Genomic DNA, 15,948 nt, shown 5'->3' with positions numbered 1-15,948 from the left:
GCCGCGTGCTAGTGCTCCGGCTTGACGAGGCTTCGGTCGACTGCCGAACCGGATCGTCAGTCAGGGCATCGTGTAGCCGCCGCTGACCGAGATCATCTGCCCGGTTACCTGGCGTGCTGCCAAGGGCGAGGAGAACCACAGCACCGCTCGAGCGACGTCCTGTGCGGTGGTCAGCCGGCGCATCGGGGTGTCTTTGAGCATGAAGTCAATTTGCTTGGGGTTGAACACTTCATCTTCGCCGACGGACCAGAGGCTGGTCGCGCCAACGGCATCGGGGCCATCGGGCATGACCAAACCGGGACAGACGATGTTGGAGCGGATGCCGTGGCGCCCGTGCTCCCGTGCGGTGGTCCGCGCGAAGGCGACCATCGCCGCCTTTGACGCTCCGTAGATGCCCTGCCGGATCTGCCCAAACGCGGCGTCGCTGGCGATGAACACGAGGGCTCCGCCACCGCCTCCCTTCATTGGGCCGATCGCTGCCTGTGTGGCTGCCACGGCGCTGAAGAAGTTGACCTCGATCGTTCGCTGCCACTTTTCGCGGTCGATATCGGTGGCAACGAAGCCAGGCACACTCCAGCCGGCGTTGTTGACGACAACGTCGACACCGCCCCACTTGTCGACCGCCAGTCCTATGGTGTCGGTTGCACCGTGGGGAGTGGTCAGATCGGTGATCGCCAATTCGACAGCTGCCGCTCCGAGATCCATGGCCTCGTCGCGAACCTTCTTCGCCTGTGTTTCGTCGATGTCGTTCAACACAATTCGCGCGCCTTCGGCCGCGTACTCGTGCACGATGCCGCGCCCGATGTTAGATGCGCCGCCGGTGACAACGACCCTCGCGTCTGCCAATCCGAGATCCATGGTGACCCTTCCTTGCTGCGACTGTTGTATCACCGCATCCACTTAGTTTAACCTAGATTAGAAATATCGATTAGATTTGTCTACGTCTGAAGCGACGATGGGATACGAGTATGGAGAAACTGCTGCACGGCAAGGTGGCGGTAGTTACCGGCGCCGCCCAGGGGATAGGCCGCGAGATCGCTCGCACGTTGTTCCAGCACGGCGCGAAGGTTATGGTGGCCGACCTCAATGGGGTTGCCGCCCGCCGCGCCGCCGAGGAAATCGCGGGCGCAAGCCTCGACTGCGAAGGCGTCGAATGCGATGTGACCTCCGAAGAGCAAGTACAAGAGCTGGTGGCGACCGCAGTCGGGAGCTTTGGGCACCTCGACTTGTTCGTCAACAACGCCGGTATCACCCGCGACGCCTCCCTCAAGAAGATGCAGGTGGCCGATTTTGACGCGGTCATCACCGTGCATCTGCGCGGAACCTGGCTCGGTATCCGCGAAGCGGCGGCAGTCATGCGGGAACAGAAGTCCGGCAGCATCGTCAACATCTCGTCGTTGTCAGGGAAATCGGGTAACCCAGGTCAGACGAACTACAGCGCCGCGAAGGCCGGCATCGTGGGCCTCACCAAGGCGTCCGCCAAGGAACTGGCCCACCACAACGTGCGGATCAATGCCGTTCAGCCGGGACTGATCCGGACGCCCATGACAGAAGCGATGCCTCCGGAGATTTTCGCCCAGCGAGAGGCGGACGTGCCGATGAAGCGCGCGGGAGAGCCCAGCGAAGTTGCCGGCGCCGTGGTGTTCCTTGGGTCTGAATTATCAAGCTACATAACCGGATCGGTGATCGAAGTGGGTGGCGGGAGATACATGTGAACACGGTCCTCTCCTCGATCGACGGCACGGTTGGGTACGTCACGCTCAATCGGCCGGATTGCATGAATGCCATCAACGTCGACCTCGCCACCGCACTCGAGGCGGCGATTGAACTTCTCGGTGACCGCCAGGACGTCAATGTGATCGTCATCCGGGGTGCTGAACGGAACTTCTGCGCTGGTGGCGACTTCGACGAAGTGCAACGGCTGCGGGCTGAAGGCCCCGATGAACTCCGGACGTTGTTCACGGCTTTCAAGGCCGCCTGCGCAGCGATTGGCCGGGCGGAGGTGCCCGTCGTGGCTGCCGTCGAAGGCGTCGCCATGGCTGGTGGCTTCGAGCTGATGCAGGCTGCCGACATCGTTCTGGTCGCCGACGAGGCGCGAATCTCAGACAATCACGTCAACTTTGGAATGATCCCGGGCGGAGGAAGTACCGCGCGCCTGCCCCGCATCGTCGGCCGGCAACAGGCGTTGGGGTTACTGCTGTCCGGCGACCGGCTCAGCGGTCTCGACGCCGCGGCAATCGGACTGGCCTATCGCTCCTTTCCGGCTCAAACGTTCGATGAATCTGTCGAGACTTTCGTTCGCCGACTCGCGGGACGCGACCGCTCCGCGCTGGCGTCCATTAAGACGTTGGTGGGCGACGGCCTGAACAAGGACTTCGACCGCGCGAACTCGGATGAAACCGACGCCGTCGTCCAGCGCATCAGTGGTCAGGCCGGTCAGGCCGGAGTGTCAGCATTCAAGAACAGAGAGGTCAAGGCATGACCACGACAACTGATCCCGCAGTGCTACGCGAGGTGACGGCCGTCGGCGTGGCCAGCATTCGGCTCAACCGCCCCGGCACCTCCAACGGTCTCAACGTAGAGACCCTCAAAGCGCTCCACGAAGCGGTGTTGGCCTGCCATGCCGACCCGTCGGTCAAGGTCGTGCTGCTGACCGGAGCAGGCCGCAACTTCTGCGCCGGGGGAGACATCCACACCTTCGAATCCAAAGGTGAGGCTCTGCCCGACTATCTGCGTGAGGCCACCGCCTGGCTCCAATTGGCCACGGCCGCCCTCATCCAACTTCGTGTTCCGGTGATCACCGCCGTCCAGGGTTTTGCCGCCGGTGGCGGTGGACTCGGTTTGGTCTGCGCGTCCGACATCGTGATCGCGGCCCAGTCGGCGAAGTTCTTCTCCGGTGCAGTCCGCGTCGGAATGGCGCCTGATGGCGGTTCCTCAGTGACCCTTGCGCAATTGGTCGGGCTTCGGCAGGCACTGCGCATCCTGCTCACCAACCCCACGCTGACCGCTGACGAGGCTGCCTCCATCGGTCTGGTCACCGAGGTCGTCGGCGATGTCGAACTGCAGACACGCGCGGAAAGCATCGCCGTGGAACTGGCTGCAATGCCCACGAAGGCGCTGTCGGCGACCAAACGGCTCGTGTGGTCGGGCGTTGGCGCGTCGATCGAAGAACGACTGCCCGAGGAATCACGCACAGTCTCTGAGCTTTCCGGGACGGCCGACGCGTTGGAGGGGCTTCGAGCCGTCATCGAGCGCCGGGCACCGAGGTTCACCGGTCGATGAACGTACTCGTGCAAGACGATGGTGCGGTCCGCACCATCACACTCAACCGGCCGGATGTGCGCAATGCGATCGACATTCCGCTGCGGCTGGAACTGGCTGATGCACTTGAGGCGGCCGACGCTGATGCCGGGGTACGGGTGATCATCCTGACCGGTGCCGGCAGCACGTTCTGTTCGGGTGGCGACATCTCGACGATGAAGCTGATGTCTGAAGCCGACGCGATGGAGCGTGCCCAATTGGCGCAGCGGGTGATCCGCGCCATCTGGAATACGCCGAAGCCAGTCATCGCCGCGGTTGAGGGTGCTGCCTTCGGTGCCGGCGCAGCACTGGCCGCTGCGTGCGACCGCGTCGTCGCTGCCAGCGATGCCCGCTTCGCGACGACGTTCACCAACGTCGGACTGGCCGGGGACATGGGGGCTTTCGCGTCGCTGCCGCGGCGCGTCGGGACAACTCGCGCCCGACAGATGATGCTCCTGCCGCACCCCCTCACGGCAGTGATCGCCGAGAGCTGGGGATTGGTCGACGCAACGACTGAGCCTGGTGGCGCTCTTGCCGCAGCGCTCGCCGATGCGCAACGACTTGCGGCGGGACCTGCCCAGGCCTACGGCGTCATCAAAACCCTGCTGGCCGTCAGCCCCACCTTGCCGCCCATCGAGGTGCTTGATCTCGAAGCCGAGCAGCAGGCGCGGCTGTTCGGCAGTGACGACTTCGCTGAAGGCATCGCAGCCTTTCAGCAGAAGCGGCGACCCACATTCGGCACACCACAAGGAGCGCACTCATGACCTCTGTCATCGACCCCGCCGCCGGCACGGCCAGCCGCTATGAACGGCTGATCCGGCCGGAAAAGGTGCACGGTTCGCTTTACACCGACCCGTCGATCTTCGCCGAAGAGCTGGAAAAGATCTGGTACCGCACATGGGTTTTCGTCGGCCATGAGAGTGAGGTCGCCCAGCCCAACGACTACGTACGCAAGAAGCTCGGTCCCCAAGACATCATCATGACGCGCGATCGGGACGGGCAGATTCACCTCCTGCTCAATCGCTGCGCACATCGCGGTAACCAGGTGTGCGATGACGCCAAAGGGAACTCCAGCACCTTCCGGTGCCCGTATCACGGCTGGACGTTCCGTAACGACGGGGACCTCGTCGGGTTTCCGTTTTTCAAGGGGTACACCGATCGCAAGCTCGACCTGGCTATGGGACGGGTACCACGCGTCGACTCGTACGGTGGATTCGTCTTCGGCAGCTTCGCCCCCGACGGGCCATCGCTCATCGAGCACCTCGGCGCCGCCGCCGGTGAAATCGACCGCCTCACCCGGCTGTCCCCCGAAGGGCGAGTTGACCTGAACGCCGGTTGGCTCCAACACAAGGCGCGCGCCAACTGGAAGCTCCTGGCCGAGAACGAGACGGACGGCTACCACCCGCAATTCGTGCACGGATCAATTTTCGGTGTCACCGGCAGCACTATCGGGCCGCTCTACAGCGACTCCTCGATCGCCGTCACCCGCGACCTGGGTGGCGGACACAGCGAGAACGACCTGCGCCCCGAGTTCCGCAAGTTCGCCGAGCCGATGCGCTGGTTCGGCACCACTGAATCGCGGGTACCGGATTACGTCGCGGCCATTCGAGCCAAGCACGGCGAAGCAGCAGAGGAGATCCTCATCGAGGGTGCTCCGCACGTGATGATCTTCCCCAACCTGTTCATCGCCGAGATCCAAGTGTTCAACATCCAGCCTGTCTCGGTGGACGAATGCGTGCAGTATGCAACGGCAGTTCAGCTGGCCGGCGCACCAGAACTGAACCGTCGCATGGTGTCTCAGTGCGTTGGGTCGGTCGGACCGGCGGGCATGTTGCTGGCCGATGACACCGAGATGTATGAGCGCAATCAACAGGGCATCGCGGCGCTGACGCCGGAGTGGCTCGATGTCCGGCGCGGGATGAACCGCGAACGCATCGATGAGAACGGGTTCAAGATCGGTACCAACACCGATGAGACCGGGATGCGCGGATTCTGGTCGCACTACAAGACGCTGATGGAAAGGGCTTGAGTGCCATGACAACCTCTTTGCCTGGCTTGCAGACACTTTCGCCTGTCCCTGCCGGCTTCGATCGATTTGCCGTCGAGCAATTTCTCTATCGCGAGGCACGTCATGCGGACGAGAGCGACTACGACGCGTGGGAGGCTCTGTGGACAGCCGATGCGTTGTACTGGGTGCCTGCCGATGCAGGCGAGGTCGACCCGAACCGGCAGATGTCGATCATCTATGACAACCGCAGCCGGATCTCGACCAGGCTCAAGCAGGTGCGCACCGGCCGCCGATACGCGCAGGCGCCGCCGTCGCAACTGCGGCGGCTGATCTCGAACATCGAGTTCCTCGGTGGGCGAACAAATTCGGAAGGATCGGTTGATCTCGAGGTCGGCGCGAACTTCGTGCTAGTCGAAGCGCGCCCGCGTGGCAACCACATCTGGGGTGGCCGCACCACCTACCGCTTGCGCAACATCGACGGAGAGTTGCGATTGGCGTACAAGAAGGTGCAGTTGGTCGACGCCGACAAGCCGATTCCGACGCTCAGCTTCCTCATCTAAGGAGCAACCATGAACATCCAATTCGACCCGTCGGCGCCGGTGACCATCCCCGGTGTGGGAGCGGTCATCGGCAGCGAGTTCGCGGAAGTCGCCGTCAGCATCGACGACCAGGCCAACTCTCCACGACTGAAAGTAGAAGACCTGCGTACCGGGCGAGTGCGGTTCCTCGACGCACTTGAACTCGAAACTATCGTCTGGCTGCCCGACGAACGGCTCAACAGCCTGCTGGACCCCTCGGCCGACCGCTGGCGAGGTGAGCAATGAGACGTGCCGCGATCGTCGCCCCACTGCGGACACCCGTCGGAACGTTCGGCGGAAGCTTGCGGCCACTGCGGGCCGAGGACCTGGCAGCACACATCATCAAATCCGTTGTGAACCAGAGCGGCATCGACCCCGAGGCGGTCGAAGACGTGGTTATGGCGCAGTCCTACGCCAACTCCGAAGCGCCGTGCATCGGACGGTGGGCGGCCCTGCACGCAGGGTTACCGATCAGCGTCCCCGGGCTGCAGATCGACCGCCGCTGCGGTGGCGGGCTGCAAGCCGTGATCACCGCCGCGATGACGGTGCAGACCGGTGCCGCCGATGTCGTCCTGGCCGGGGGCGTGGAATCGATGAGCAACATCGAGCACTACACCACTACAGCCCGGTGGGGTTCACGGTCAGGAAACCAAGCTCTTTATGACCGTCTGGACCGTGGACGTGAACGGTCGCAACCGGTTTGGCGATTCGGTGAGATCAGCGGAATGATCGAAACCGCGGAGAACCTGGCCACCGACTACGGCGTCGATCGAGCAGCGGCAGACGAATTCGCCGTCCGTAGCCACCGCCGCGCCGCCGCCGCACAGCAGAACGGACTGTTCGATGACGAACTCGTCACTGTAGAGGTGCCGCAACGACGCGGAGATCCCGTGACAGTCGCCCGCGACGAAGGCGTCCGACCCGACACCACTATCGACACCCTGATGCGGCTGCGCACCATCCAGTCCGGCGGCACCGTCACCGCCGGCAACGCCGCACAACAGAACGACGCCGCCGCGGCATGTTTGGTCGTCGCAGAGGACAAACTGGAATCGCTGGGTCTGGAACCGATCGGCTTCCTTGAAGGGTGGGCGGCAGTGGGCTGCGAACCGTCCCGCATGGGAATCGGACCGGTCGGAGCCGTCGAAAAGCTGTTCAGTAGAACAGGGTTGACCTTCGACGACCTTTCCCTGGTCGAAATCAACGAGGCCTTCGCTGTGCAGGTGCTCGCGGTACTGTCCGGGTGGGGCCTTAAGTTGGCCGACGTCGAGGATCGGCTCAACGTCAACGGGTCAGGCATTTCACTCGGCCATCCCATCGGGGCGACTGGTGTCCGCATCCTGACCACAATGCTCCATGAACTGCGACGCCGCGGTGGGGGTTTGGCGTTGGAGACGATGTGCATCGGTGGCGGGCAGGGGATCGCCGCGGTGTTCAGGAGTGCCTCATGACCGTTGGTTTGCTGCGCTATGGCAGCTATTTGCCCCGCTACCGGCTGAGTGGCACCGACATCGGCCTGCGTAAAGGCGACCGCGTGGTCGCCTCCTACGACGAAGACTCGACCACCTTGGCCGTCAGCGCTGCCGGCCAGGTGGTTGGGCCAGATTCGCGCCCCGAGGCGGTGTACCTGGTCACAACGACACCCGCATACGCGGACAAGACGAATGCCAGTGCGGTGCATGCCGCGCTCGGCTTGCCCGAAAGCGTGTTGGCAGCCGATCTCGGTGGCACCGCTCGCAGCGCCATCGCCGGGTTGCTTGCCTGCGCTCGCAGTGGTGGCCTCGTGGTCGCCGCGGATGTGCGCGTCGGCAAGCCGGGATCGGCCGATGAGAAGACCGGCGGCGACGGCGCAGCGGCCCTGTTGTTCGGCGACGGCAACCCTATTGCCGAGATCGTCGCGACGCGCTCCCTGACCGCTGAGTTTCTCGACCGCTGGCGAGACCCGGCCTCAGCAACAGGGTTTCAATGGGAGGAACGATTCGGCGCGGAGCGCTACAGCGCGCTGATCCGACGTGCGGCGCGGGAGGTGCTCGATGCGGCCGGCGTAGCGGACGCCGACCACGTCGTCGTGGCCTGTCCGAACACCGCCGTGATCAAAAGAGCATCGACGTTGGTCAAAGGCCAGAAGTCTGTCATCACCTCGCCTGTAGGGCATACCGGTGCTGCCGATCCGCTGATCGCCTTGGCTGGTGCACTCGATACTGCGGAGCCAGGGGAGACGATCCTGCTGTTGTCCGCTGTCGACGGGTGTGATGCGGTCGTGTTCCGCACCACCGATGCCCTGATTGATGCCCGGCAAGCCCTGCCGCTGAGCGAGCAGCGCAGTACCGGACTGCCTGTGCCACACCTGACCTACTTGTCCTGGCGTGGACTGGTCGAACTCGAAGCTCCGCGGCGCCCCGAACCCGAACGGGCAGCCGCCCCGCCGGCCGCGCGGTCGGAGCGATGGAAGTTCGGCTTCAGTGGATCATGTTGCACAAATTGCGGTTTCACTCATCTGCCGCCAGTGCGCGTCTGCCGGTCCTGCGCTGCGATTGACGCGATGCGAGAGGTTCCCGCCAGGAACTTGTCCGGCACGGTGGTCACCTACACCGTGGACCGGTTGGCGTTCTCACCCTCACCACCGATGGTGCAAGCCGTGATCGACATCGATGGCGGTGGTCGATGCACTCTCGAAGTCGCCGAAGCTCGCCCGCAGGACCTGACGGTCGGCACCCGGGTTCGGTTCACGTTCCGACGATTGTTCACCGCCGGCGACGTTCACGACTACTTCTGGAAGGCGGTGCAGGACAGTGCCCAGTAACGGAATCGCCGGCAAGGTTGCCGTTGTGGCCATGGGATGCAGCCACTTCGGTGAACGATGGGACGCCTCCACCGACGACCTCATCCTCGAGGCCTATCAGGAATGCCTGAACTCGACGTCTGGCATCCAGCGGGACGACATCGACGCCTACTGGCTGGGCACGCTGAGCTCAGGACTTGGGGGCCTCACCTTGAGCCGCGCAATCGGCAGCGATGACAAACCGGTCACCCGTGTCGAAAACTTCTGCGCGACAGGATCCGAGGCCTTCCGCAACGCCTGCTACGCGGTGGCCGCCGGCGCCTACGACATCGTGATGGCGGTGGGAGTGGAGAAGCTCAAAGACTCGGGCTACTCGGGGCTGCTGCGCCAAGACCCACCCGGCGACGGCACAGCCCCCGAGATCTCGATGACCGCGCCGGCAGCGTTCTCGCTGCTCGACCCCGCCTATTGCGACCGCTATGGCGTGCACCCCGACGAAATGCGCGCCGCGATGACGCACGTCGCCTGGAAGAACCACGACAATGGAACCCGGAACCCCAAGGCGCAGTTCCGTTCGCCGGTGGCGCGCGAGACCATCGACGGAGCACCGAAAGTAGCCGGCCGACTGGGGGTTTTCGACTGCTCAGGTGTCTCCGACGGCGCAGCATGCGCCCTGATCGTTCCCGCCGACCGCGCACACGAATTCACCGATACCCCGATGTATGTCGAAGCACTCTCGCTCGTTGCCGGTTCCACCCGCGGATCAATGGATTCGGCTTTCGACTACACGACGTTCCCCGAAGTGGTGAAGGCGGCCAAAGACGCCTACGCGCAAGCCGGAATCGACCGCCCCGCCGAACAACTGTCACTCGCCGAAGTTCACGATTGCTTCACACCCACAGAAATCGTGCTCATGGAGGACCTCGGATTCTCCGACTCAGGGAAAGCATGGAAGGACGTGTTGGGCGGTGACTTTGACGCCGGCGGGCGCCTGCCGATCAACCCTGACGGCGGGTTGAAGTCTTTCGGTCACCCCGTTGGTGCCAGCGGGTTGCGGATGCTTTATGAGGCCTGGTTGCAATTCCGGGGTGAGGCCGGCGACCGGCAGCTCGCCGATCCGCATACCGCGTTGACGCACAACCTGGGCGGACGTCCGGGGGGGTGCGTGTCCTTCGTCTCGATCGTGTCGAGAGCCCCGCGGCGCCGGACCTGACGTGTGTTGTTGTCCGCCCGTGTGTGCGATACACGGGCGAGACCGCACGAATTCTTGTCCGGCTCGCGCCGTCGGAGTCAGATCGATGACGATGATCCAACTGACGCAGAGATCCGTTCAGATGACAGAAGCCGTGGCACCTCAGAAAATCATGTCGAATTCGGCATTGAACTGGGCCTAGCCCCCGCTGACCAATGAGTGGCCGAGCTGCTCGACCAGGAGTCCGACGTCCCAGAAGTCGCGGTGGCTCGTGAGCTTGCCGTCGGTGTCGAACTGGCACGCGGCGATGCCAGTTGAAGAGAATTTCCTTCCGGCGGCGTCGACACTGTCCCCGCTGGGAAGCAGGAGCGGACCGCTGATCGATCCACTCCATGTCCACTCGTAGTACGCACGTCCGTCTTGGACCGCGGGCGCATAGAAGACGATGAGGGAGTCCGGAGAGAATTTCAGCATCCATCGATGAAAGCGCTGAATCCCTTGGCGGCCTGTGTACGTTCCCTTCATTGCGACGTCGGTGTAGATGCCATCCTCGGCGAAAAAGGCGGGCAGCAGTTCGGGGTCCTCGCTCCATGCACGGCCATACGCGTCGGGGAAGTCTTCGTCAGCGGGATGCGGTAGGGCCTGGTTCATCAAAAAAATCTATCACTGATTCGAAACAGTGTTCAAGCATGAATGCCTGGAACCTGCACATGCGCTGAATCATGTTCACAAGAAACATGAATTTGCTGCTGTTAGTGAGGCTGTGGTCTTGACCGAATCTACTTTTTTAATCTAGATTTGAGGATGAAAGTCAAGGACTAGAGGAGTTCAAGTGTCGGGTGTGCAAGACAAGGTCGTTATCGTCACAGGCGCCGGCGGCGGTCTGGGCCGCTCATATGCCCGATTCTTGGCGGCGAACGGGGCGCTCGTCGTCGTCAATGACCTCGGTGGGGCCCGGGACGGTTCCGGAGCAGGCACCCAGGCTGCCGACACAGTGGTCGAAGAAATCCGGAGTGCGGGCGGGCGGGCTGTCGCCAACTACGTATCGGTCGCCGAGGAGGCCGGCGCTGCAGCGATCATCGAAACTGCCCTCAAGGAGTTCGGCGCCGTACACGGCGTGGTGAGCAACGCCGGTATTCTGCGCGACGGTGCGTTCCACAAGATGACATCCGAGAGCTGGGATTCGGTGCAGAAGGTGCACCTGTACGGCGGGTACAACGTGATCCGTGCTGCGTGGCCCCATTTCCGGGAGCAGAACTTCGGCCGCATCGTCGTCGCGACCTCCACCAGCGGTCTGTATGGAAACTTCGGCCAAGCCAACTACGGTGCCGCGAAAGCCGGTCTGGTGGGCCTGATCAACACCCTGGCGATCGAAGGCGCGAAGTACTCGATCACCGCGAACGCGATCGCGCCTCTGGCTGCAACGCGGATGACCGCCGACATCGCCCCGCAGGAAGTTCTGGACAGGCTCGATCCCGAGCTCGTCGCGCCGGCGGTCGGGTACCTGGTGTCGGAGGAGAACGAAGATACCGCGTCGGTCTTCGTCGTCGGCGGCGGTCTCGTGCAGCGCGTTGCCCAATTCCAGAATGACGGCGTCACCTTCAGTGCACCGCCGAGTCTGGCCGACATCACCGCGAAATGGTCGCAGATCAGCGACATGTCTGACGCCAAGCTCGGCAGCAACCCCGTCTGAGCCGCACTCATGAGCACCACGCCGGTCCCTGCCCCTGAAGCCAGCGAGCTTGTACGGGCATACCGTGCGGGCGACCGAACCGAGCCGCTCCTCGAGCATACGGTCGGCGAGTTGCTTGCCTTGCGCGCCGCCGAACACCCGAGCCGCGAAGCGCTCGTCGGGATCCGCCACGGCACCGGAGAAGCCGAAAGACTCACCTTTGCAGCGCTTCTCGACGAAGCAAACCGAGTCGCCGTGGCTTTGACAGAGCTCGTCGAGCCTGGTGATTACGTGGCGTTGTGGGCTCCCAACGTCATCGAATGGAACATCATTCAATACGGCGCGGCCCTCGCCGGCGTCGTACTGGTGGCGCTCAATCCGGTCCTACGACGTGATGAACTCGATTACGCATTGCGGCACAGCCGTTCGCGTTTGCTGTTGCATGCCGACGTCAGCCGCGGATACACGATGGCCGCCGTGGCCGAGAGCGTCTGTGCCGAGATCCCAGGAATACGCAGGATCTCGCTGTCCGAGCGTGACGTGTGGATGGCACCATCGCCATCTGCGCGCAGCACCGCAACCATCGACGCCGACTCAGCTGTCATGCTCCAGTACACCTCAGGCACGACTGGGCGCCCCAAAGGTGTGCTGCTTACTCATCGGGCATTGGTCAACGTGGCGAGACTGACGATGGAGGCCACCGGCGTTTCAGAAGCTGCCGCGTGCTTCAATCCGCTGCCCTTGTTTCACACCGCCGGTTGTGTGATCGCCACCCTCGGTCCGCTGTGGGTGGCAGGCACCTCGATCCTTTGTGAACGATTCACCCCGGACGCAGCCCTGGAGACGCTGGGACGCGAACGCGCCACGGTCCTGTTCTACGTGCCCACGGTATTGCATGCCTTGTTGCAGCGCCAACGTGAGATCGACGCGCCGGCACCCGCACTGCGCATCATCATGGGTGGCGCGTCGAACGTCTCGGCCGAGTTGATCGACGGTGCCGCTGCCGTTTTCGGTGCCAACGTCTTCAATCTCTATGGCCAGACCGAACTGGCGCCAGTGCTGTCACTGACCCGGCCCGGGGACAGTCGCCATGACCAACTCAACACCGTCGGGCGCCCGCTCCCGCACATTGATTGCAAGGTGGCCAACCCCGACACCGGTGCAACAGTCGACGTCGGTGAGGTCGGGGAGATCTGTGCCCGTGGCTATCAGCAGTTCGTCGAATATCTGCGCGATCCGGATGCGACCGCCGATGCCCTCGACGCGGACGGGTTCGTGCGTACCGGCGATCTGGGCGTTATGGACGACCGCGGGTATCTGACCGTCACCGGCCGGCTCAAAGAGCTGATCATCCGGGGCGGCGAGAACATCTCGCCGGTCGAGGTGGAATCGGTGATCGCCCAACACGACGACATCATCGAGGCGGTCGCGATCGGGCTTCCTGATGAACGGTTGGGTGAAATTGTCGCCGTCGTGTGCCGAGTGTCTGACCACCGAGAAGGGCTGCGCGACCGTCTGGTGGAACATGCGCGCACCCGCATGCCGTCCTACAAGGTCCCAGCCCGATGGTTTGTCGTCGACCAGTTTTCGATGACGCCCACCGGTAAAGTTCAGCGCTTCGCTCTGCGCGAAGCCATCCTCGCCCACGAGCTTCGCGAACTGTGACCACCAAGTCGTCGATCGAGTCTCGCCGCAACGCGCTGCGAGACAGGTTTCCGACGTGGCAGCCGCTGAGCCTGGGGGACTGGCTCGATCGGTGCGCCGCGCAGTATCCCACTCGGCCTTTCGTGCTCTCCGATACCACGGCGATGACCTATTGTGACGTTGCCGAAGAATCACGGCGACTTGCTGCGGGTCTTTTCGCCCTTGGGGTGCGGCCCGGCGACCGAGTGGGCATTCTGATGGCCAACTATGCCGAATTCGTGACGGTGAAATTCGCCATCGCTCGTATCGGGGCGTTGGCGGCGCCGTTCAACTATCTCTATCGCGAGAACGAATTGGCTTTCGTGCTAGGAGATTCCGGCTGCAGGACGCTGATCACAATGACCGAGTTCGGCACGCTGAACTACCAGGACATGCTCGATTGCATGCTCCCCGGCTGGAACGGTCCCGGTTTCGCCGACAGGGCCGGCCAGCCGGACGCAGCTCCAGCGCTGCGCCACATCGTGGTCCTTGATACCGGCGGGGCACCGCGCGAGGGCGCGCTGTCGGTTCGAGGGCTTGCCGAACTCGGTGATCGTCACCGGGCTGCGTTCGCAGCCCCCGCCGTGGACCCAGCGACCCCTGGCGACATGCTGTACACCTCGGGCACCACCGGTGCTCCGAAAGGCGTTGTGGTGTCACATGATGCCGTACTTCGTACCGCCTACGCATCTGCGCTCACCCGGGCCTATGAGGATGGTCGACGCATCCTGTACTCGCTGCCGTGCTACCACATGTTCGGGTACGTGGAAGGCTTGCTATCGGCCATGTTCGTTGGGGGAGCGGTCATTTTGCAGCCGTCGTTCAGCGCGGAAGGCTACTTTCGAGGCATCGAGAAGCACCGTGCCACTGACATTCTCTGCGTCCCGACCATGGCCGTGGCGATGGCCGAAAGTCCCGTCCGCGCCCACTACGACCTGACTTCGCTCGATGCCATACTGTGCGGCTCGGCCCCAGCACCTGTATGGCTGTGGCAACAGATCACGCGTGACTTCCGTGTGACGGAGATTGCCACTGGCTACGGGATGACCGAAAGCGGTGGGGCAATGGCGTTTACGCTGCCGGAAGATCCACTGGAAACACTGTCTGAGACGGTGGGGCGGCCGAAACTGGCCGGCGCGGCCGGGGTGCCCGGAACTGACGCCCTGGTCGTCTACCGCGCGGTCGATCCCGATACCGGTGAGGCCGTTCCGTCCGGCAGCGAGGGCGAACTACTGTCGTCCGGCCCGACGACGATGCTCGAATACTGGAACCGCCCTCAGGAGACAGCACGCACTGTGCGCGATGGGTGGTTGTACTCGGGCGACCTCGGCCTTGTCCGCCCAGACGGCTATCTGCAACTGACCGGCCGAAGTAAAGAGCTCTACAAGAGCGGCGGCGAGCTGGTGATGCCGAAAGAAATCGAAGACGTGCTGGCTGTCCACCCCGGCATCAGTCAGGTGTTCGCCATAGGTCTCACTGACGAGCGCTGGGGCGAGATCGGGTGTGTGGTCGTGGTCCCGGCCCCCGACTATGACCTCAGCGCGGCTGAGGTGTTGGCGCTTTGCCGCGAGAAGCTGGCACGATTCAAAGTCCCGAAGCGGGTCGTGTTCTACCGAGCGGAGGACCTGCCCACTACGCCGACCGGCAAGGTTCAGAAGTTCCGGCTGGCGCAGCAGCTGAGCGCCACCCACGGACTCGCGTCGTGGTCACGGCAAAGTGAATAGGCGGACACCGTCCACCACCGCACTGCGCACGTGCCCGCGCAGGGCGAGCACGTCCAGGTGCGATTGCACCTCGAGGACGGCGGTCATCTGGTGCACGACATGCAGCTCGTCGAGCGCCCGGTCGCGGCGTGTCCACCGCATCTTCGACGCAACCTCGAACGAACTGGAATTGCCGGCGGCGACCAGATCACCCACTTGGCTGAGCCGGGTTTCGTGGTGACTGATCAGTTCGTCGGCACGGCCATGGGTCGTCCCTGTGGTGCCGCCGTGCGCGGGCAGCATTCTGGCATCGGGCATATGCAGGACGAGGTGCAACGAATTGATGTACGACCGCAACGGGAACTCGCCAGGCGCTCGTTCGAATGCGAGCGATGGCGTGATCGTGGGCAAGAGGTGGTCACCGGTGAAGATCAGCCCCTGACCGGCATCCTCTAGAACGATGTGGCCTCGTGTGTGGCCAGGCGTAGCGCGCACAACGATTTGTTTAGCACCACAACCAATCACGTCCCCATCGTCGAGCCAGCGATCCGGCGGGGCGAAGGCAACATCGCGCTCATACGGCTCCCAGCTCAGGGCTGCGATTGCTGCGGCCAGCTCAGGTGCGCCCGCCTCGATCAGCTTGCTGAATTGGTACGGGTGGACTACCTCGGGATCCTGTAAAAACGCCTCGATGCTGTGCTGCTCCTCGCGACCCAGCATCAACTCGATCCCGTACCTGTCGCGCCATTTCACCCCGAGCGAGTAGTGATCCCAGTGCTGATGCGTCGCAACGATTCCGCGCACGTCCTCGATTGCGAACCCCAACGTGTGCAGCGCCTGGAGCAGCGCTGTCTCCGACGCAGGGTATGCCCAACCGGGGTCGATGAGAGTAACCCCGGCCTCGTCGTGGACGGCGTAGGCGTTGACGACCTGCAGGTCCGGCAAGGGGAGTGGCAACGCAACGCACGTCACGGTGTCGGTGATGCTTGTCAGGCTCTGCCCGATGCTGGCCGGCGATGCGTGTGCCATA

Annotated in this window: 16 protein-coding genes; 13 read left to right on the top strand and 3 right to left on the bottom strand. The window is 63.5% G+C overall.

The window, feature by feature from the left end; all coding sequences use genetic code 11:
* Positions 1–60: 60 nt before the first annotated feature.
* Complete coding sequence (locus ACX12F_RS17955; RefSeq protein WP_459365856.1) at positions 61–858, bottom strand: SDR family NAD(P)-dependent oxidoreductase; 798 nt, start codon at positions 856–858, stop codon at positions 61–63.
* Positions 859–968: 110 nt separating this feature from the next.
* Between ACX12F_RS17955 and fabG the strand changes: the two genes are divergently transcribed.
* From fabG to ACX12F_RS17905, 10 genes are read left to right on the top strand one after another with little or no spacing between them, the layout of a single operon-like run.
* On the top strand, positions 969–1,715 hold the full coding sequence (gene fabG, locus ACX12F_RS17950; RefSeq protein WP_459365855.1) for a 3-oxoacyl-ACP reductase FabG: 747 nt from the start codon (positions 969–971) through the stop codon (positions 1,713–1,715).
* Complete coding sequence (locus ACX12F_RS17945; RefSeq protein ID WP_459365854.1) at positions 1,712–2,482, top strand: enoyl-CoA hydratase/isomerase family protein; 771 nt, start codon at positions 1,712–1,714, stop codon at positions 2,480–2,482. The genes fabG and ACX12F_RS17945 overlap by 4 nt, the downstream gene beginning before the upstream one ends.
* Entirely contained in the window at positions 2,479–3,282 is an 804-nt protein-coding gene (locus ACX12F_RS17940) for an enoyl-CoA hydratase/isomerase family protein (protein WP_459365853.1), read from the top strand. The genes ACX12F_RS17945 and ACX12F_RS17940 overlap by 4 nt, the downstream gene beginning before the upstream one ends.
* Positions 3,279–4,064, top strand: coding sequence for an enoyl-CoA hydratase-related protein (locus ACX12F_RS17935; protein ID WP_459365852.1), 786 nt, complete (start codon positions 3,279–3,281; stop codon positions 4,062–4,064). The genes ACX12F_RS17940 and ACX12F_RS17935 overlap by 4 nt, the downstream gene beginning before the upstream one ends.
* Positions 4,061–5,329: an aromatic ring-hydroxylating oxygenase subunit alpha gene (locus tag ACX12F_RS17930; protein ID WP_459365851.1), complete on the top strand. Its 1,269-nt coding sequence runs from the start codon at positions 4,061–4,063 to the stop codon at positions 5,327–5,329. The genes ACX12F_RS17935 and ACX12F_RS17930 overlap by 4 nt, the downstream gene beginning before the upstream one ends.
* A 5-nt stretch (positions 5,330–5,334) precedes the next feature.
* Positions 5,335–5,868 carry an aromatic-ring-hydroxylating dioxygenase subunit beta gene (locus ACX12F_RS17925; protein ID WP_459365850.1) on the top strand — a complete coding sequence of 178 codons (534 nt, stop codon included), beginning with the start codon at positions 5,335–5,337 and terminating at the stop codon, positions 5,866–5,868.
* A gap of 9 nt (positions 5,869–5,877) precedes the next feature.
* Entirely contained in the window at positions 5,878–6,132 is a 255-nt protein-coding gene (locus ACX12F_RS17920) for a hypothetical protein (protein ID WP_459365849.1), read from the top strand.
* Entirely contained in the window at positions 6,129–7,337 is a 1,209-nt protein-coding gene (locus tag ACX12F_RS17915; RefSeq protein ID WP_459365848.1) for an acetyl-CoA C-acetyltransferase, read from the top strand. The genes ACX12F_RS17920 and ACX12F_RS17915 overlap by 4 nt, the downstream gene beginning before the upstream one ends.
* Positions 7,334–8,689, top strand: coding sequence for an OB-fold domain-containing protein (locus ACX12F_RS17910; protein ID WP_459365847.1), 1,356 nt, complete (start codon positions 7,334–7,336; stop codon positions 8,687–8,689). Before ACX12F_RS17915 ends, ACX12F_RS17910 begins: the two co-directional genes overlap by 4 nt.
* A 31-nt stretch (positions 8,690–8,720) precedes the next feature.
* Positions 8,721–9,881, top strand: a complete 1,161-nt coding sequence (locus ACX12F_RS17905; protein WP_459370409.1) for an acetyl-CoA acetyltransferase — start codon at positions 8,721–8,723, stop codon at positions 9,879–9,881.
* Between the two features lie 177 nt (positions 9,882–10,058).
* On the opposite strand, the gene ACX12F_RS17900 is transcribed toward ACX12F_RS17905, so the two are convergent.
* Positions 10,059–10,511, bottom strand: a complete 453-nt coding sequence (locus tag ACX12F_RS17900; protein ID WP_459365846.1) for a nuclear transport factor 2 family protein — start codon at positions 10,509–10,511, stop codon at positions 10,059–10,061.
* Positions 10,512–10,692: 181 nt separating this feature from the next.
* On the opposite strand from ACX12F_RS17900, the gene ACX12F_RS17895 reads away from it, so the two are divergent.
* From ACX12F_RS17895 to ACX12F_RS17885, 3 genes are read left to right on the top strand one after another with little or no spacing between them, the layout of a single operon-like run.
* Entirely contained in the window at positions 10,693–11,553 is an 861-nt protein-coding gene (locus tag ACX12F_RS17895; RefSeq protein ID WP_459365845.1) for an SDR family oxidoreductase, read from the top strand.
* Positions 11,554–11,562: 9 nt separating this feature from the next.
* Positions 11,563–13,197: a class I adenylate-forming enzyme family protein gene (locus ACX12F_RS17890; protein ID WP_459365844.1), complete on the top strand. Its 1,635-nt coding sequence runs from the start codon at positions 11,563–11,565 to the stop codon at positions 13,195–13,197.
* The gene (locus tag ACX12F_RS17885) at positions 13,194–14,939 is read left to right on the top strand and encodes a class I adenylate-forming enzyme family protein (protein ID WP_459365843.1); all 1,746 of its coding nucleotides are present in this window, start codon (positions 13,194–13,196) and stop codon (positions 14,937–14,939) included. The genes ACX12F_RS17890 and ACX12F_RS17885 overlap by 4 nt, the downstream gene beginning before the upstream one ends.
* Here ACX12F_RS17885 and ACX12F_RS17880 read toward each other — a convergent pair.
* Positions 14,922–15,947 (bottom strand): MBL fold metallo-hydrolase, encoded by a 1,026-nt coding sequence (locus ACX12F_RS17880; RefSeq protein ID WP_459365842.1) that lies wholly within the window; start codon positions 15,945–15,947, stop codon positions 14,922–14,924. The genes ACX12F_RS17885 and ACX12F_RS17880 overlap by 18 nt on opposite strands.
* Position 15,948: the final 1 nt, after the last annotated feature.

The sequence above is a fragment of the Mycolicibacterium sp. HS_4_1 genome, assembly GCF_054515875.1.
The sequence above is the reverse complement of the archived record's forward strand: the minus strand, read 5'-3'. Positions and strand labels throughout refer to the sequence as shown.